We start from the raw sequence: 20001 nt of genomic DNA, 5'->3' as shown, positions 1-20001 counted from the left end.
TCTTAGCACATGGAATGTATCATCACCATAGAACTCGGCACCAATGCAGTAAGGGTTTATGCATTTGACCTGAATGGCAATATCATTGGCTCACTGAAAGGTTATTGCCCCACCTTCCATAGCGAACCCGATTACAGCGAGCAGGATGTGGACCAGATCTTTATCACCATGTTGTATGTATTAAAGAACCTGTTGAACGAAGTGTTGCATCCGAAAAAATACAAAGTGCTGTGCATCTGCTTCAGCTCATCCATGCACAGTGTAGTAGCGGTTGATAAACGGGGCAACCCCATGGGACATGCTATTACCTGGGCCGATAACAGGGCCAACAAAGAAGCTGCCGAATTAAAACATTCAGCACTCGGTAAGAAAATATACAATGCAACGGGTACGCCGCTGCATCCGATGTCGCCACTTGCAAAAATTGCATGGATCAAAAACAATGAAAAAGAAAAGTTTAAACAGGTAAGCAAATTTCTGTCAATTAAAACATACATTCTGCAGCAGCTTACCGGTGAGTATGTGATCGATTACAGCATTGCTTCTGCAACCGGCTTGTTGAACATACATAAAATAAAATGGGAAACAGAATCGCTCAAGTTTGCAGGGGTTACTGCTGCGATGTTGCCGGAGTTAGTGCCCATTGATACAAAAGTGGGTAAGCTGAATAAAGCCTACCAGACATCGTTGGGCCTATCGGCCGATACAAAAATTTTAGTTGGTTCAAGTGATGGTTGTATGGCTGTATTGGGCGATGGAGTTACCGGCGAAGGAACAGGCATTATTACGGTGGAAGATAGTGGTGCAGTGCGTGTGGTAAGTGATAAAGTAATGCAGGATGATAACCAACGCTTCTTCAATTACCTGCTGACAGAAAACAAATATGTATCGGGCGGGCCAACAAATAACGGTGGTGTTATTTTCGAATGGTTTACACGTCAGTTTGGTGATTTTAAAAATCCATTCGATATCGAACACACCATGCTGGAACTGATCAATGATGCATCGAAAGTGCCCGCTGGTTCAGATGGATTATTATTTCTACCATACCTGTTAGGCGAGCGTGCGCCTATCTGGAATGCCAATGCAAGAGGTGTTTATTTCGGCATGAACATCAAACATGAAAAAGCACATTTTGTAAGAGCTACCATTGAAGGTATTTTATATGAGCTCTACAGCATCGGCAAAACGTTGGAAGAACATCGATCCATCAACAGTCTCACCATTAACGGAAGCTTTGGCACCTTGCCCTTCTTTACACAAATGGTTGCAGATATGTTTAACAAGCCTGTTCGTTTGCGGGAGAATTATCATAGTGTGAGTTATGGTTCATATTTGTTAAGTGCAAAGGAGATGGGCATGTATCAATCGCTGGATGAAGCTGCTAATTCGGTTGTGCTCCCAGATCTTGCCACACCCGATAAGCAGAATAATAAAATGTACCTGAAGTATTACCCCATATTCGAACGGTTGAGCACGAAGCTTGCAAGTGAGTTTGCAGATATTGCTGCTTTGCAGCACGACTAGTGAAATAGTTGATTCCTGATTGCTGCTTGTACATCACATTTTTTTCACGAATTAAACATCTCTTTCTGATGTCAAAGAAATCTATTGCCTTTTTTGTATTGTCGGCTGTGTTACTTGTGGCTGCTGCTATATTCTGGTTAACAGATAATATCAATGCTGCAGGCTGGTCATTGGCTTTGTTTTTTGTAGCTGTCTCCTTTGCATTCAGAGAAAATAGTCTGTTGAAAGGTTTGTCATTTACCGCCATCATTTTTTCATCGGTTACTGTTGCCATGTTTCATCCGTACTATTTTACCACATGGGGTTCGTTTGCATTAAGCAGTGCCATTATTCCGTTGATCCAGTTACTCATGTTTGGCATGGGTTCGTCGATGAGTATGAATGATTTTGCTGCTGTTGTAAAATCACCGAAAGGAGTCATCATCGGCGTAGCAAGCCAGTTTGTGATTATGCCGCTGCTGGGTTTTGCATTGTCGCACACGGGTAATTTTCCACCTGAAATTGCAGCCGGTATTATTCTTATCGGTTGTTCTCCTAGCGGACTTGCATCGAATGTGATGGCTTACTTATCAAAAGCAAATCTTGCTTTATCTATCACTATCACATCCATCACCACACTGATTGCACCTTTTGTAACACCGTTGCTCATGAAATTATTTGCCGGTGCGTTGATTGAAATTGATGTACTGAAAATGATGTGGGATATTTTTAAGATGATCATTATTCCTATTGGTGCAGGATTAGTATTCAACAAACTGCTGAAAGGAAAAATTCAATGGCTCGATAATGCCATGCCTTCGATCTCAATGTTTGCCATTACTGCTATTGTTACCATCATCACTGCTTCCGGCAGAGATAATTTGTTGAAGATCGGATTGCTCCTGATCGGTATTGCTTTAGTGCATAACCTGTTCGGCTATCTGTTGGGCTACTGGAGCGGTCGTTTATTTAAACTCAATGAAAAAGATTGCCGCACCATTGCTATTGAAGTAGGAATGCAAAATGCCGGCCTTGCATCAGGCCTTGCAAAAGAATTGGGCAAGATTGCCACCATTGGTCTAGCGGCGGCTGTGTTTGGGCCTTTGATGAACATTACAGGATCTGCGTTGGCAAGCTGGTGGCATAACCGTATACCTGTTGACCAAGCAAACAATAACGATACAAACAATCACTCATACAAAAATTAACTGCCATGTTGAAAAGTAAAAACATACTGCTTGTACTGCTTGCTACAGTATTACTCAACACTGTAAAAGCACAGGAAGTGCAGATCAGTAAAGAACAACTGATTGCGTTAACACCATTATGGACAGGCGAACGTTTTCCTGATGGACGACCTAAAGTATCTGACCAGATCATTCAACGAATGAAGAATGTAAGTGTGGAAGAAGCATGGGCTGTTATGAAAAATGCGGGCTATGCTTACCAGATTGCGTATGGTTGGCAATTGATACATCCTGACAGTGTGTTGGTGGGCCGTGCTGTTACAGCAACGTTTATGCCCGGTCGTCCGGATGTGTGGAAAGCCATTGATTCGCTTGGGAAAAAGCAAGGCAAGCGTGGACAAAACACATGGCCTGTTGATATACTTGTAAAAGGGGATGTGTATGTAGCCGATCAGTTTGGTGCTACCAGAAACGGGCCAACCATTGGTGATAATGTTGGTAATGCCATTTACGCAAAAACAGGCAACGGCATTGTGTACGATGGTGCTTTGCGTGATGTGGAAGGATTGAAAGATATTCCGGGCTTTACTTCTTTTTATACCAGCTACGATCCGTCGTTTCATAATCCACCCGGTGATCTTACAACAATGATTGTTGGTATCAATCAGCCCACACGCATACGTACAGTAACCGTCATGCCCGGCGATTTGGTTTTGGGTAAGCTTGGTGTGGTGGTATTTATTCCGCCGCATCTTGCAGAACGTGTGGTGACAACATCGGAGATCGTTCGGTTAAGAGATATGTTTGGTCATCAGCGTTTGCGTGAAGGAAAATATACTGCCGGGCAAATTGATGCAAGATGGAGTGATGAGATTGAGCGTGATTTTTCAAAATGGCTGAACGACCATATCAGCGAACTGCCGGTGCCAAAAGAATTTATTCAGCAGTATTTGAAAGACAGGACCTGGTAATAGTTCTTCAACAATCGATTCAATCATCACTAAAAAATATTGTACATGCAAAAAAATAATTCACGCCGATCATTTTTATCAAAAGCTGCAATCGCATCGGCATTGATGCCGCTTGCTTCTTTGCAAGCTTTTGGAGAGGGTTACAAAGATGCAGTTGATCGTACCCCAAAGTCTTCTGCACCTTCCGATCTAAAAATTACAGATATCAAGTGTGGTTATATCCGTGGTAGTCTGTTTGTGAAAATTTATACCAACCAGGATATCTATGGCGTAGGTGAAGGTGTAGATGCTGTTCCCGGCACCTATCATCTGGTAAAGAATTTCGGACAACGGTTAAAAGGCAAAAGTCCGTTGAATGTGCATCGTTTGTTTGAAGATATCCGCAAAGGTGGTTTTTTCCAGGGAGCGCAAGGAGGTATGTACATTGCTGTTTTATCAGCTATTGAAACAGCCTTGTGGGATCTTGCAGGCAAGGCATTGAATGTTCCCGTGTATCAATTGCTTGGTGGAAAATTCCGTGATAAAATACGGGTGTATTGCGATACTGCTTTGTATCAACGCAACTTACCCACACCCAAAGATTTTGCTGAAGCAGCCTTGAATGCAAAAAAGATGGGCTTCAATGCTATTAAGTTTGATCTGGATCAAGCCAATGATCCGAACAAGTATGATGCGTATAACTGGACGGCAAGCCCCATGGAGCTGCAACGTATGTACGATCAGATGTCAGCAGCACGAGAAGCTGTTGGACCTAATATTGATATTTGTGTAGATATGCATGGCCGTTACGATGCTGTTACTGCAAAGGCAGTAGCAAAACGATTGGAGCCGCTGAATCTAATGTGGTTGGAAGAACCGATCCCGGCAGAAAATGTGGAAGCATATAAGTTGATTACCGAAAGTACCAGTACGCCTATTTGTGCAGGAGAGAATCATTACTTAGCTTATGGTTTTAGACGCATGCTTGAGATTGGTGCGGTTGATATTGTCATGCCCGATTTGCAAAAAGCCGGTGGACTTGGTGAAGGACAACGTATTGCCAACCTTGCCAATTTATATTATACACCGTTTGCTCCGCACATGGTGGCATCGTTTCTTGGGGCAATGGCATCGGCACATGTGTGTGCATCTGTTCCTAACTTTTTAATACTGGAATGGCAATCGTATTTCCATACCAATCCCATGTTCAAAGAAATTGTAACGTATGAAGGAGAATGGGTGAAAGACAGTTACATCACGTTATCGGAAAAACCGGGAATAGGAGTGGATATTAACGAAACGGCCATGAAAAAATATGCAGTGGCTGGTGTGCCGTTCTTTGAATAGCGGTTAATATATATTCGAAGCATAAAAAATCCTGCAGCAATTACAATGCTGCAGGATTTTTTTTAAGATGGATACAGCGTAAGCTTATTTAATTTTCACTTTCTTTCCTGACGCCATTGCTTCATACACAGCAGTGATGAGTTTCACATCTCTTCTGCCCATTTCGCCAGGTACAATCGATGGTTGATTATTCTTCATCGATAAAGCAATGCCATCCATTTGTTTCGCCTGCTGATTGATGTTCTCAAATTTCATTTCACCTTCCGGTGATTTCCCTCTCAATCGTCCATAGTTGTAGGCAGGTGACAGTTCGAACGTTCCTTTTTCTGCTTCTGCTCGTAAAAAGTTCATCGGACTTCCATAGCTTGCTTCGCCTTCTGCAATTAAACCATTCGGCATTTCAAACTGCCATTTCAACGACTGTTCCACTTCAGTGAATTTGTCGGGAATAGTTTTGGGACCTTCCTGTGCTGTAACAGCAACCGGAACCATTCCACTTGTGTAACAAATTCCCTGCACACAATAAATTCCAAGATCCTGCATAGGCCCGCCACCGGCCAGGTCTTTTTTCAACCGCCATTGTGTTGGATCGCCTATTAAAAAGCCAAAGCCTGCCGTTAACTTTTTTATATCGCCATATACTTTGTTTGTACCCAGTCGTGCCATTTCTAAATTGAATGGCTCAAAGTTTAAGCGATAACCGATGGATAATTGTTTACCTGCTTTCTTTGCAGCAGCAATCATTTTATCACAATCAGCAACCGTGAGCGCCATTGGTTTTTCACAGATCACATGTTTACCGGCAGTAAATCCACGGATGGTATATTCTGCATGCATACTGTTAGGCAGTACCACGTAGATGATATCGATATCCGGGTTGTCTTTAATGGAATCGAAATTGTCGTAACTGTAAATATTCTTATCCGGAATATTGTACTTCTCCTTCCACACAGGAATTTTTGAAGGCGTTCCTGTAACAATACCGGCGAGGTAACAATGTTCTGTTTGCTGCAAAGCCGGCGCTAACTGTCCGCTTGCATAACCACCAAGACCTACTAATGCAATACCGAGTTTACCTTCTTTTTTCTGTTGCAAGATGTTTTGTTTTAAAGATTGTTCGTTACCAAAATTATCTGCAGATAAGAGAGGGAGACTTAAGCCTGCCAGTCCGATCTGCTGTAAAAAACTTCTTCGTGAATGTTGTGGACGCATACGAATTGATTTTATGGTGATTGATGTGCATTGCTTCAACTGTTTACTGATGATTTGCTTTTTGCCATTGGCTGATATGTTCTGCTACATTCAACATCGGAGCCACATAAATTTCTTTTTCCTTCTGTTTAATATAACGCAGAATTTTTCGATGGTTTTCGATTGTAACATTTAAGCTGTTACCTCCGCCCACACCGTGAAATAAAATAACCAGTAACGAATTCGTCTGGGTGGCTTTATCAACCCACGACTTCATTTCTTCAAAGCTGTTGTTATTGACCATGTAACAGTCCACGTTGTACAAATCAATTGCTGCTATCTGATGCATTTCATTGCGCACAGCCCTGGCCGCCACGAAATCTTTTTTCATACCATTCATGAATGCAGAATCAGCAACTTTCATATCACCACAGGTAAAGGCAAAAGTGCGTTTTGTTTTACCATCAAGCGATTGCAGAAACAAATTCGTCATCCGCATTTCATTCTCCATGCGCTGGACAGTATAGTTGTTCAAATCGTTTTCATTGCTTACCCACTCACGGCCGGGCGTTTTACCCACACAGGGATGAAACAAGGTATGGTTGCCCAGCTCATGACCTTTCAATGGAAGTTTTTTCCAATCGGTTAAACGTTTTTGTACCGATTGAGAAAATGCAGTTACATAAAAGGTGGCTTTCAATCCAAGCGAATCGAGCAGGGGAGCAGCATTATCCAGATGCTGATCAATTGCATCGTCGTACGTTAATACAACTGCACATTTCTTTCCTTTCCAGGCCAGCTTGTTTTGTGCCTGAACAGGATGAAAGAAGCTGCAAATAAAGCAAGCAACAAAAAGTAATTTCTTCATACGATCAAGGTAGTTTCTTTTCGTAGTTCAACCATTTACTTGCCCACGGAATAAAGAATTTAAAATTCGGTGCGTCGGTGTGGCCGCCATCATGTTGGCGCCACGCTAACTGTCCATCCGCCATATCAGTTAACATGGGTGGCATTTTTTCATTCCTATAATCATTGCTCACACCCAGATCTTTTGCGCCGAGTAATTTGAAAACAGTTCCTGCTGCAATCGTTGCCTGGTAACTTCCTTTCTGATCGAGCCAGTTGGCATCACCTTTCTCCGGAATACCATAACTCACAAATACAGCACGTGGTGCACATAACGCTAACATCTCATGCGAATCAACCGGAAGGTCGCAACCTGTTTTTCTGCCGAACGAAGATTCTTCAGCACCATATTTTAAATAGTTACCAGCCATCCAGTGATAACCACCACCAGTTAAATTTTCGACTGTTTCACCAAACACTCTTCGATGTAACGTAACACCACCTTTACCTGATGAACCAATCAATCCAACAGCAAAACGTTGATCAAATGCCATTGTTACCAATGCCGCTTTGCCATAACGTGATACACCTTCAATGCCCACTTGTTTTGCATTGACGAGTGGTTCTGTTTCTAAATAATCCAATGCACGACTGGCACCCCAACCCCATGCACGCAATACACCCCATTGATCGGGCTTGCGTGGTTGACCCATATTTGTTAAGCCGATGATACCTCTTGTTAATCCTGCACCATTGTCGGGTTGTATGCTTGCAGGATCGATGGTGAGACAACCCCAACCTGCAGCTAATAATCTTTCCTGCGGCGTTAATTCTTCATCGCTTTTTGGAGGCGCAAAAAAGTTAGGGGCGGGGAGACGGGTGATGGGTTGATAAGCCGGATACCTTTCGAAAATTTCTTTTATCGCAGGATCATTCCTGATCATCATTTCTTTGAATGATTTATTGATCTTCTCCAGATCTTCCGGCGATGGTTGTGCAGGTGCAGGTAATACCGGGCGGCCAAACATTATGAGCACAGGAACAGGCCCTTTCACATTTGCCGGAACCACCAATACCATTTTGATATCAACATTGATCAACGGGTAGGCACTGTTATCTACATGACCAATAATTTCTTTTGCAATCACCGGAATACGGTTCACTACTTCTCGGTCAGTGATCTTCACCGTCCACGTTACCTTCGGAACATTGTTTGGAATGCGGCCATACACTTCCCGTTCAAATTCTTCGATCAATTCGGGACGGCGTTGTTTCCACCAACCATCAGCAGTAGTAACTTTCTTGCCGTTATTTAACGTAAGTGCATCGGGCAACAAAGGACATGGATTCGCCAACGCTTCATCATAGTTTGCATGATTGGGATCTTTATCGTTACCACTTTTACCGGGACGTAATTTTTTTATGCCCAACTGTTGCATCATATTCGCCTGATCCTGCTGCACAGTAAACACTGTGAGCTTTGGATATTTGCTGCTGTCAATCACAGAAACCTGTGCAAAAGTGATACTATTGAAAACAACAAATACGATAAAAAGCAACCCAGCTTGTTTCAGTTTCATGTAATGATTTATTTTTCTGTTGTAAACGGCGAGGCAGGTAGTCCTTCTTTGTTATACAGATTCGGGTTCACCGGGTTGTCCGCCCATGCATAACGCACATACATCGGTTCTTTTACTTCATCACTCCACACGACAATTTTATCGCCTTCTATTTTTGCTTTGGCCCACACAAATTTTTTATCAGATCCTGCAATTGCAAATTCACTCAGCTCTTCGCCATCATTTGTTGTCAATCCGCTGCCGGTATGTTGAAACGAAAGAATAATTTTATTTCCATCAATTGTTGCAGATCGATAAAGCGGGCCTGAATACACGATGTTTTCATTGTAAGCAAGTTTGCGTGCAGCTAATGCCAAACGGGTACCGACATCTTTTTTATTATCCGGATGAATATCATTCCACTCTCCGAGATCAATGGCAACAGCCATCGCTGTGTTAGGCACAGACAGTGTATTCAATTGCTGCTGACGTAAAATAGCCCATCCACTTTCGGAAGGGAGGTAGTTGTAATCCATAAAGCCTGGCAATTGCACATAGAGAAAAGGCAACTCGCCTTGTTTCCATTTGTTGCGCCAGTCATGAATTTGTGCCGTCTGCAACGCACCGTATTCCTGTGGTTTACCTGCATTGCTTTCGCCCTGGTACCAGCAAAAACCTTTGATGCTGTAATTGATGACAGGAGCTACCATTGCATTGTACAAAGCGGTTGGTTGATTTTGTGCATTGATGCCACCACCACCAAAACCTCCACCGGTAAAGGGACGATTCACCAGACCAACTTTGTACTGCCATGTTCCTTTGAGATCAACGGTGTCATTGCCAGCGAAAATGCAATACGGTTTATCGGGAACAAATCCACCTTTGCCTGCATTGTTCGTAACACGAACAACAAACATATTTTTACCTGCTTTTAAAACATTGGCCGGTATCGCATACCTGCGCTGCGGATATTGATAGGTAGTGTTGCCAACACGCACGCCGTTGATGTATAATTCATCGGCATCAACAATGCGTCCAAGAAAAACTTTAGCAGCCTTGCCAACCATGGAAGCCGGAATAGTTATTTCTTTTCTGTACCACACCACACCATTCAGATCTTTAATGCCCTGGTCTTCCCAATAGCCGGGAATATTGATCGGGCGCCAACCCTTCGGAACATAGTTTACATCAAACCATTTTATTGTTCCGCTCAATCCTGCATCAACAGGCGGAGCCATGCGGGGCATATTTGTTGGTCTGCGGTTTAAACTGTTGAGATAAGCTGTGTCTTTATTTTTTGTAATGGTCGTTTGCAAGGCTGCAAAATCTTTCAATCCTTCTTCACTCGTCCATGCTTCAATAGGCGTGCCGCCCACACTGGCGTTGATAATACCAACAGGTATCTTGTACTTCTCCGAAATGTTTTTTGCAAAGAAATAGGCAACAGCAGAGAAGGGACGAATATCTTCTCCAACAGCAGCTTTCCAGAAACCGCTTGGTAAATTCTCTTGAACGCCTTGCAGACTGGTAAGCGTTGGAATCCAGAACTGGCGTATCTGCGGATCATTGGCTTCAGCGATTTCTTTGGCATACGTTACATCATGAATATTCAGCTGATGCACCATATTGCTTTGTCCGCTGCAAAACCAAACATCTCCAAACAACACTTCTTTAATGATGATCTTATTGCTGGCAGTAATATCAATGGTATAAGGACCGCCGGCTTTTGTTGCAGGTAACTTGATGCTCCATTTGCCTTCGGCATTGCCTTTTGTTTTATACGTTTTACCGTTGAACTTTACACTTACTTTTTCATTGACTGCACACCAGCCCCAGATGTTTACAGGCATATCTCTTTGCAGGATCATACTGTCTCGTACAATCTGTGGCAATTTCACCTGTGCAAATGAGGTATTGATCGTTGTAATAACTAAAACAAATACAAAGGCGGTAAGCAGCGGTTTCATGATCGGTTGTTTGCTTGAGTTTTTTGACTGTTTTATTTCACTTCGTAACCTTTGCGTTGTGGTCTCGATAACATCCTGTTTGCTTCGTCATCGTTTTTGAATTGTTCCTTTACAGGATCCCAATACAATTTGCGGTTCAGCTTCATGGAGATGTGATGCAACAAACAAGCAGAACATGCACGATGTGCTTCTTCAACCGGGGCAATAGTCTTCTTATTATCACGGATTGCTTCCAGCCAGTTGCCATGATGATCGTTACTTACAGTAAAATGAAATTCGTTTTTACCAATCACTGATGTAAGAACAGCAGGATCACTTGCATCAATTTTCTTTGCCTGTACGGTTCCAACGTTGGGATCGGAGGAGGTTGCCTGGTAATCGCCTCTTGAAACAAAAATCCAGCCTTTGGTTCCTTCAAATTTGATTCCGTTCTGAAATTCATTGCTGACGATCATGGTAACACCGTTTGCATATTTGGCACCTGTTTTAAAAATGCCATGTACATCCCATAAGCCACCGGTTGCAAACTCAACATGATCTGTCCATATTTCAACTGGGCCGCTTGCTTCCATACCCATGCCCCAATGTGCACTGTCGATATGATGGGCACCCCAACCCGTGATCATACCTGCACCAAACTGTTCGCAACGCAACCAACCCGGACGGTTATAACCAACCTGAGGATGCACACGATCTTCGGTATAATACACTTCGGGTGTTGATGCCAACCACAGATCATAATTAAAATCTTTGGGCAACGGCATTTCTTCTTTTTTGCCACCGGGCGGATCGCCGGGCAAACCAACATACACTGTTTTCAATTCGCCGATTCGTCCGTTACGAACAAGCTCTGCACCATAACGGAATTGTTCAGCACTACGCTGCTGACTGCCGATCTGAAATTTTACGCCGCTTTTTTGCACCACATTGCTGATGACTCTTCCTTCGGCAATGGTTAACGAAGCAGGCTTTTGCATGTAAATATGTTTGCCAGCACGTGCTGCTGCAACACCCAGCATCGCATGTGTATGATCAGGTGTGCTGATGAGTACTGCATCTACATCTTTATTTTGTAAAACCTCCCTGAAGTCGGTGTACACTTTCACACCATCAAATGATTTGTTATCCCGCTTCGAATAAAATTCATTTACTAACTGTTTGCCTTCGTTTGCACGTTTCAGATCCACATCACACACCGCCATAATCTGTGTATAATCGTGTTTCCAAACGCCGGGCATATCGTGCCCACGTGAAATACGTCCGGTACCAATTGCTGCAATGTTAATCCGGTTACTTGGTGCATTTTTACCAAATACACTTGCAGGAACAATGCTTGGGATAGCAAGCAGGGCAGAGGCTTTTAATGAGTTTTCTAAAAACTTTCTGCGTGATTGATTTCTTTTTTGCATGGCATATCGTTTAGGCAATCGTTAAAATGAAGGATTAAAGTACTTGCATTGTACTGCTGAGTACGTTACTTGTTGTTTTATTTTTCACACCCGGCTGGCCACCACCCACACTGATCTGTACGTTTCCTTTGGGCTGATAATATTTACCTGTTGTTTCATTGACCAAGGATAATTCTTCGGGTGTAAGTTTAAAGCTGATGGTTTTGCTTTCGCCTGCTTTCAAGGAGATACGTTTAAATCCTTTCAATGCACGAACCGGTGCTTTGCTTTTTGTTTGATGTGAAACATACAACTGCACCACTTCGTCACCATCACGTTTGCCTGTATTCTTCACCGTTACTGTAACGGTAACCGGTTTGTTGGTTGTAATTGTTTTGGGAAGCTGCAAACCGCTGTATGCAAATGTTGAATAGCTTAACCCATGACCAAACGGATACAATGCTTCGCCTTTGAAATAACGATAGGTTCTTCCGTCCATGCCGTAATCAAGAAAGCTCGGAAGATCATTATCGCTTTTGTAGAATGTAACCGGTAAACGACCGGCAGGATTGTAATCCCCAAATAATACATCGGCAACTGCTGTGCCTGCACTTTGTCCGCCATACCAGGCATTCACAATGGCAGGAATGTTTTCGCTTTCCCAAGGTGTAGCAATGGCACTGCCCGTCATCATGACAAACACAACAGGTTTGCCGGTACTGTGCAGTTTCTTCATCAGCTCGGTTTGAACAGTCGGCAGCAGTATGGTTGTTCTGTCGCCGCCATTAAAACCAGGATAATCAACACGCATTTCTTCACCTTCCAGTTGAGGCGAAATGCCACCTACATAAACAATGGCATCAGCATCGCTTACTTTACTCAGTAGTGCAGCATAATTGGTTTGTTCAAAATTACCGGCTCTTAATTTTACATTCGCCTTTCCTTCGCCCTGCCAGTATTCCAATACCAGTTTATAGGTTTTCCCTTTTTCTGCTTTTAAACGATAGGTTCTTGCACCCCAGCGGTTTCTTGTCCATGCATCCAATACCGATTTATCGTCGATGCTGAATTTGTAACCATCATCGGCTTCCACTTCAAAGGTGATAAAGCCATCCTTATCGGCTGTGTAATTGGTTGTATAACGTGCAGAAAAATTATAAGCGTTCAAATTGCCAACTACCTGCGAACCTTCCTGCCAGAAATGATCAACTGTTTCTTCCGTTTGCGTTACAACCGGATTGCCCTGTAATTCTTTGTTATTAAAATATTCTGCTTTGAAACCGTTCTTTCCATCGAATGAATATTGCTTGCGCATATCGGTATACACCAGCAAAGTATCATTGGTGAAGTTGATGGCTTTTTCATAAACCACTTCGGCTTTACTTCCAAGTTTGTTCTGAATACCTTTTAACACGGTAACAATTTCAGAAGGCGTGCCATTGTAGTTGCCTAACACTGCAATGCTGTTATCTGCATTTGGACCCACCACAACAATCTTTTTGATCGACTTTGAAAGGGGCAATACATTTTTTTCATTTTTCAGCAATACAATACTTTGCTGCGCCATCTTCAACGCATGTGTTTTATGCGGTGCGCTCTCCAAAACTGAAGCAGGAGTTTGTGCATACTTCACCATCGATAAAGGATCGAACATACCCAACCGATAACGAATGGTGAACAAACGTTTCAATGAAACATCCAGTTGTGCTTCGGTAATCAACCCATTCTTAACTGCATCTACTAATGTTTTATAAACAGTCTGGCCACATTCAATATCCGTACCATGTACTACTGCATCAATAGCCGAACTTGTGGCGTCTTTGTGTGTTTTATGATACTTGAAGAAATCGTCAATGGCCCAGCAATCGCTTGTAACATAGCCTGTGAACTTCCATTGCTTCCGAAGAATATCATTCATCAGCAAATCATTGCCGCAACAAGGTTGATTATTGATGGCATTGTATGCACACATCACACCGGCCACGTTTGCATCAACGATCAGTTCTTTAAATGCAGGTAAATACGTGTCCCACAAATCGTACACTGCCGGATTGAAATTATCGGAGTGTCTTGATGGCTCAGGACCACTGTGTACCGCAAAATGTTTGGCACATGCAGCCGCTTTTAAATATTTTGGATCTTCACCTTGCAAGCCACGCACAAAAGCCCGTCCAAGCATGGCCGTTAGAAACGGGTCTTCACCATAAGTTTCCTGACCACGACCCCAGCGTGGATCACGAAAGATGTTGATATTGGGCGTCCAGTACGTAAGACCAAGATAACGTTCTGCAGTTCGTCCCTGTTCAACAGCTTTGTTATAAATGGCTCTTCCTTCTAGTGCAGAATAATCGGCCATACGAAAGAGTGAAGTCGTATCCCATGTTGCAGCCATACCAATGGCTTGTGGAAATACCGTTGTTTTGAATGGCGTTCTTGCAACACCATGCAACACTTCGTTCCACCAATCGTAGGCCGGAATACCCAAACGTGGGATTGCAGGCGTTGCATTGAGCATCTGTGCTACTTTTTCTTCCAATGTTAAACGGCTTACAACATCATTCACCCGTTGCTCAATGGGCAACTTCGGGTTCCACATGGGAAATGATTTGTAATCCTGTGCGGATGCTGTAATAGTCACAAGCAATGTGCTGAGGATGGCAAGAACGGTTTTCATTGTTGATTGTTTTGATCCTGGTTTAACTGTAAAACTTAGTTTGTCTCTTTATTTTTTAAATGCATCATCGTTTCCTTTGTACTCGAACCAATCGTATAAGGCTACAGATGAAGTTGGTGCGCCATTGGATGTGCCGTACAATGCAAACAGGCTTCCTACAAATCCACCTGCAACTTTTGTTGTAAGGAATGATCCGTCAACGCCTTCTTTCAACAATTTCCAGTCGTTCTTTTTTTCTGCAAAGAAGAATGCATACGTGTCTGCTCTTGCTTCGATTTTCAAAAACAGTTCTTTTGTTGCGTTTAATTTTTGCGAAGCGAGTAATTCCGGTTCTGTTTTTCCTCTTGCTGGTGATTTAAATAATTGTACAGCGGGTGTGCCATTTTCAACCGACTTGCATAAAAAGTAATAAAAGTTTTCGCTCTGGAAAATGAGCATGCCGGCTTTTTCTTTTTCTAATGCTGGAGTAAAGTTGATACTTGTTGCTGCATATCCTTTCAGGTTATTCTGACGGTATCCGAGAAAGGAAGGACTTTTCCGTTCAGTTGCCGTTTGCGGACGTAATGCTAATTGCAGAAATCCTTTTTTAGCAGTTAAGCTGTAAACATCTTTTTCAGGATTGCGTAAGAAGAGATAACGGAAATCAAATTTGTCGCTATTGAATTCATCCCTAAACATAACGTTACCGCCAAAAGGATTGTTTACTTTTTTGGTAACGGCAGGTAAAGGAACAGGTAATGTATAAGGCACTGTTGCATCACCTTCCAATATGTGCGGCCAACCATCTTTCCATTCAACAGGTAATAAAAAGGTTTCACGACCGGTTGTATAAAAATCATCATCGTAAGGGCGACAGGCGAGAAAAACAGCCCACCATTTTCCATCAGGTGTTTCTACAAAATCGGCATGACCGGTTGTTGTAATTGGGTTAGGACGTTTTTTATCCAAATGTTTTTGTGTGAGGATGGGATTCTTCTCATATGAAACATAGGGCCCTTTCGCCGATTTACTTCTGAACACAACTTCTGTGTGATTGTAGCCTGTTCCACCTTCTGCACAAATCAAATAATACCAATCATCTTTTTTGAAAATATGCGGAGCTTCGATCCAGATGGGTTTTTTAGAAAGATCGGTTCCACCGTTCACGAGTAAAATTTCCTCACCCACCACTTTCATTGCATTGATGTCGAACTCATACATGCGGATGGTGCGATGACCATTGTACAATGGTTTGTTATCCGGTGCGTCATTGTTGTAAACAACATAAGCTTTGTCATCTACAAAATCAATGGAAGGATCAATGCCTTTAACTTCCGGCAACCAGATAGGATTGCTCCACGGACCTTTTGGGTCTTTGGCTGTGATGATGAAATTTCCTTTCTTATCAATGAGTGTACAAAGAATATAAAATGTTCCTTTATGATAGCGGATAGTAGGTGCAAACAAACCTCTGGACACACCTGCATTGGTTTGATCCAATTGTTCTTCACGATCCATGGCATTACCGATCTGTTTCCAATTTACTAAATCGGTGCTGTGGAAAATAGGAAGACCGGGAAAATAAGCAAACGTAGAAGTGGTAACATAATAATCGTTACCTACTCTGCAAATACTGGGATCGGGGTAGAAGCCCGCCAGTATGGGATTGTTGAAGGTTTGTGCTTTTGCATAAAACAATGCCATGGCAAAAGAAACTGCTAAGAATAATTTCTTCATCTGATTGTATTGTTTAATCGTTGTAAGGTTTGATTGTTTGGATAAAACCGTTTTCATCATGCACCAGCTCTGTTACTTTTACACTGCGTAAATGTGTTACGCCTTTGCTTAAACTGCTGTCGTGGTAAAACAAATACCACTTGTCTTCGAATGCGCAGATAGAGTGATGTGATGTCCATCCTACAACAGGTTCTAAAATTCTGCCGACATATTTGAACGGACCGTAAGGATTATCGCCAATGGCATAACAGAGATAATGCGTATCGCCGGTTGAATAAGAGAAATAGTATTTGCCGTTGTGTTTGTGCAACCAGCTTGCTTCAAAAAAACGTCGGTCGGTATCACCTTGTAAAAGCGGATCACCATTTTCATCGGTGATAACAACATCTTTTGGAGCTTCAGCAAATTCCAGTAAATCATCTGTAAGCTTTGCAATTTTTGCACACAAAGCCGGCTCATTTGCATCCGGTAAAAATGCGAACGGACTTTCGGGTTGTGCTGCATTAAACGTTCCGTTGCGCCAGCGTTGCAACTGCCCGCCCCAGATACCACCGAAGTACATATAATAACTTCCATCTTCATCTTTGTACACAGCAGGGTCAATGGAGAAACTTCCTTTGATTGCTTCGGGCTGTGGGGTAAACGGGCCAACAGGTGAATCACTCACCGCCACACCAATTCTGAAGATGCCTTCATGGTCTTTTGCAGGAAAGAAGAGGTAATACTTGCCGTCCTTCTCGTTTGCATCAGGTGCCCACATTTGTTTAGCAGCCCAAGGCACATCGTTTACATGCAAGGCCAAGCCGTTGTCAACTGCTTCACTTGTTGGTGAATCCATGGAAAGCACATGATAATCTTCCATAGCGAAATGGCTACCCAAATCATCAAATGCATCACCTGCATCCACATCATGTGAAGGATAGATATAAATTTTTCCATTGAACACATGTGCCGATGGATCGGCTGTGTAAATATGTTTCACCAATGGTTGAGAAATCGCTTTGCTGTTCAATACATCAAAGTCGATATGATCAATACTATCTTCTGGCATAAGTTATGTTTTGTCCCGTCCGACGAAGGCGTCTGACGGAAGTTGAAAATTTATGAACGTCGTTGTTTCAGATCTGTTTCTATCTGTACTTCCATTTTTTTATTTATTTCATAAAAGAACAAAAGCACTATAGCTAGTAAAAAAGGAATAGCCGGATAGATACTCACCAGCATTTTTGTTCCGGTAATGGCCGATTCTGTTTGTCCGCTTGTGCTTTGCGGCATGTAGCCATATTTTCCCAATATCCATGATACGAGTGAACTGCCGATGCTTAACCCTGCTTTTAAACCCACCATCATGGCAGAGAAGATGATAGCTGTTGCTCGACGGTTATTTTTCCATTCACTGTAATCAGCCACATCGGCAATCATTGTCCAGAGAATAGGCGTGTTGATGCCGTAGAAAAAGCCATGTAATATTTGCGCTGCAAAAATGATGGCAATTGATTTTGGTGGGAAGAAGTAGAACAGAATGATAAATACTGTTGCAATCAGTAGCGATGCCATGAACACATTGCGTTTGCCCCATCTGTTAGCAAACCAAGGCGATATCATAATACCAATGAGGCCAACCAAAATACCACCGCCATTAAATACACCTAAACCTAATGAAGTATCATTTTCAAATGTTGGCAGAAACTTTTTAAATGGTTCTAAGAAAGCAGTCAACTCAGCTTTGTCAACATAGTTTTCAAAATAATAAACATAGGAGCCACCTTTTAATGCAAGTGTAACAAAGATCAACGTAGTTACTGTAAGAATAATGACCCAGGGTTTGTTTTTAAACAGATCGCCGAGGTCTTCTTTTAAACTTGATTTTTGCTCAGGTTTTGGAATGATACGCTCTTTTGTGGTGAGAAAGCAAATAATGAGCATCAGTGTGCCAATAATAGCGAGCACCGTCATTACTTTTGAGATGCCGATTTTCATTGCTTCTGCATCTGTTCCACCACCTGCTTTAATAATAAAATTATACATGAACACCTGTACAAAAAACTGGGCAAACATCACCGCAACAAAACGATAAGAACTTAAGCTGTTGCGTTCTTTCATATCACCGGTAATTACTCCGCTCAATGCACCATAAGGCAAATTGTTAGCGGCATACAGTAATAACAGCAAAGCATAAGTGATGACTGCGTAAATGACTTTTCCCTGGTAGGCAAAGTCGGGTGTTTTAAATGCAAGCAATGAAACAACGCCTAACGGAATGGCTGTCCATAAGATCCATGGCCGGAATTTTCCCCATTTTGAATTTGTTCTGTCTGCAATCGCTCCCATGATAGGATTAAATGCAAACGCCGCAACTAAGCCCACCACAAGCGTTAACATGGAAGCATGCTCCGACTTCAGCCCATAAATGTTTAAATAGTAATATGCGATCCATGTTACAAGTGTTTGAAACACGAGATTGGCAGCAAGATCGCCCAGGCTATAACCGATTTTTTCAACTACTGATAGTTTTTGAGAAGATTCCATGTTTTGGTTTTAATAAGCTGTAAGTGGTTTATTTCTTTAAGGCCATTACTGCATGATAAGCAGGTTTAGGGTTAAATGCACGATCAAACAACAATGGATAATTGGTGCGACCGGGAATGGGCCATCCATTTAACCAGCTTTGTCCATCGTTCACACCCCAGAATGTAACACGTGTAATTTTATCCTTGTGTTTTAAAAATAATTTAAAGAGGTTGGCATAATCAGCTGCCTGTTGTTGTAACAAACTATCCGGAATACCATTGGCATATGGATTCAATGCAGGATTAGAAGCCTGGCGTTGGTTGACATCTGCTCCCTGGAAATTGCGTGGCAGCATTTCAATATCCAGCTCCGTGATCATCACTTTTAAACCCAATGCATGATAAGCAAGAATACTTTCTTCAATATCCTTGAACGGAACACGACCTAAATGCCAATGGCCTTGTATGCCCACGCCATCAATACGCACACCTGCAGCCTGTACTTTTTTTACGAGTGCAATACAGCCTTCACGTTTTTTCGGTTGTTCATTATTATAATCGTTGTAATAGAGTTCTGTGCCGGGTGATGCTTTTTCTGCCAAACGGAAAGCTTCTGTTACAAATCCATCGCCTATTTTATCTAAGAAGATCGACTTACGCATAGTGCCATCTTCATTCAATGCTTCATTCACTACATCCCATGAAAACACTTTTCCTTTGTAGCGGCTTGCAACTGTGTTGATATGATTGGTAAAAAATGTTTTGAACGAATCAACATCTTTGATTCTCCTTGCAAACTGCGGTAACTGGCTATGCCAGATGAGTGTATGTCCGTTTACTTTGATGTTGTGCTTTGCAGCGTAGGCAACCAGTTTATCGGAGAGATCAAAAGTGTACTGATCCCACTGTGGATGAATATTTTCAGCTTTCATACAATTCTCCGGGGTAACGGCATTGAACTGTACGGGGATTAAAGCTGCGGCTTTAGGATCTCTTTCTTCAATTTGCGGCGTGTTTAGGGCCGTTCCTATGAGAAAGTCATTTTTGTACGCATCTTTTAACGAAACTGCCGTTGTTGTTATTTTTTTTGCAGTGCTGCAATAGGCCAGAGAAGCTACTATTGCTCCTGCTGCAGTAATTTTTAAAATGAACTTTTTCAT

The 20001-nt window shown here is 42.4% G+C and carries 14 protein-coding genes; 4 read left to right on the top strand and 10 right to left on the bottom strand.

Going from position 1 to position 20001, the window contains the following annotated elements:
- Nucleotides 1–9: 9 nt before the first annotated feature.
- The 4 genes from IQ13_RS03625 to IQ13_RS03610 all read left to right on the top strand — a co-directional run bounded on the left by IQ13_RS03625 (nucleotide 10) and on the right by IQ13_RS03610 (nucleotide 4990).
- Nucleotides 10–1527 (top strand): gluconokinase, encoded by a 1518-nt coding sequence (locus tag IQ13_RS03625; protein ID WP_144884594.1) that lies wholly within the window; start codon nucleotides 10–12, stop codon nucleotides 1525–1527.
- Between the two features lie 68 nt (nucleotides 1528–1595).
- Nucleotides 1596–2714 (top strand): bile acid:sodium symporter family protein, encoded by a 1119-nt coding sequence (locus IQ13_RS03620; RefSeq protein ID WP_144884592.1) that lies wholly within the window; start codon nucleotides 1596–1598, stop codon nucleotides 2712–2714.
- A gap of 5 nt (nucleotides 2715–2719) precedes the next feature.
- The gene (locus IQ13_RS03615; protein WP_144884590.1) at nucleotides 2720–3664 is read left to right on the top strand and encodes an RraA family protein; all 945 of its coding nucleotides are present in this window, start codon (nucleotides 2720–2722) and stop codon (nucleotides 3662–3664) included.
- A 45-nt stretch (nucleotides 3665–3709) separates the two neighbouring features.
- The gene (locus IQ13_RS03610; RefSeq protein ID WP_144884588.1) at nucleotides 3710–4990 is read left to right on the top strand and encodes a mandelate racemase/muconate lactonizing enzyme family protein; all 1281 of its coding nucleotides are present in this window, start codon (nucleotides 3710–3712) and stop codon (nucleotides 4988–4990) included.
- 84 nt (nucleotides 4991–5074) lie between these two features.
- Here the strand turns inward: IQ13_RS03610 and IQ13_RS03605 are convergent, their stop codons facing one another.
- From IQ13_RS03605 to IQ13_RS03560, 10 genes are read right to left on the bottom strand one after another with little or no spacing between them, the layout of a single operon-like run.
- A complete protein-coding gene (locus IQ13_RS03605) occupies nucleotides 5075–6202 on the bottom strand; it encodes a Gfo/Idh/MocA family protein (RefSeq protein WP_144884586.1) in 1128 nt (375 codons plus the stop codon).
- Between the two features lie 43 nt (nucleotides 6203–6245).
- Entirely contained in the window at nucleotides 6246–7049 is an 804-nt protein-coding gene (locus IQ13_RS03600; RefSeq protein WP_144884584.1) for a polysaccharide deacetylase family protein, read from the bottom strand.
- A 4-nt stretch (nucleotides 7050–7053) separates the two neighbouring features.
- A complete protein-coding gene (locus tag IQ13_RS03595; protein WP_144884582.1) occupies nucleotides 7054–8607 on the bottom strand; it encodes a glucuronyl esterase domain-containing protein in 1554 nt (517 codons plus the stop codon).
- An 8-nt stretch (nucleotides 8608–8615) separates the two neighbouring features.
- Nucleotides 8616–10553, bottom strand: coding sequence for a sialate O-acetylesterase (locus tag IQ13_RS03590; RefSeq protein ID WP_144884580.1), 1938 nt, complete (start codon nucleotides 10551–10553; stop codon nucleotides 8616–8618).
- A 32-nt stretch (nucleotides 10554–10585) separates the two neighbouring features.
- Nucleotides 10586–11962, bottom strand: a complete 1377-nt coding sequence (locus tag IQ13_RS03585; RefSeq protein ID WP_144884578.1) for a Gfo/Idh/MocA family protein — start codon at nucleotides 11960–11962, stop codon at nucleotides 10586–10588.
- A 34-nt stretch (nucleotides 11963–11996) separates the two neighbouring features.
- A complete protein-coding gene (locus IQ13_RS03580; protein WP_144884576.1) occupies nucleotides 11997–14615 on the bottom strand; it encodes a glycoside hydrolase family 3 C-terminal domain-containing protein in 2619 nt (872 codons plus the stop codon).
- A 48-nt stretch (nucleotides 14616–14663) separates the two neighbouring features.
- A complete protein-coding gene (locus tag IQ13_RS03575) occupies nucleotides 14664–16331 on the bottom strand; it encodes a glycoside hydrolase family 43 protein (RefSeq protein WP_144884574.1) in 1668 nt (555 codons plus the stop codon).
- 13 nt (nucleotides 16332–16344) lie between these two features.
- Entirely contained in the window at nucleotides 16345–17382 is a 1038-nt protein-coding gene (locus IQ13_RS03570; RefSeq protein ID WP_144884572.1) for a glycoside hydrolase family 43 protein, read from the bottom strand.
- Nucleotides 17383–17432: 50 nt separating this feature from the next.
- The gene (locus IQ13_RS03565) at nucleotides 17433–18860 is read right to left on the bottom strand and encodes an MFS transporter (protein WP_144884570.1); all 1428 of its coding nucleotides are present in this window, start codon (nucleotides 18858–18860) and stop codon (nucleotides 17433–17435) included.
- 28 nt (nucleotides 18861–18888) lie between these two features.
- Nucleotides 18889–20001 carry an endo-1,4-beta-xylanase gene (locus IQ13_RS03560; RefSeq protein WP_144884568.1) on the bottom strand — a complete coding sequence of 371 codons (1113 nt, stop codon included), beginning with the start codon at nucleotides 19999–20001 and terminating at the stop codon, nucleotides 18889–18891.

It is taken from the genome of Lacibacter cauensis (assembly GCF_007830055.1).
GTDB classification, from domain to species: Bacteria; Bacteroidota; Bacteroidia; order Chitinophagales; family Chitinophagaceae; genus Lacibacter; species Lacibacter cauensis.
The sequence above is the reverse complement of the archived record's forward strand: the minus strand, read 5'-3'. Positions and strand labels throughout refer to the sequence as shown.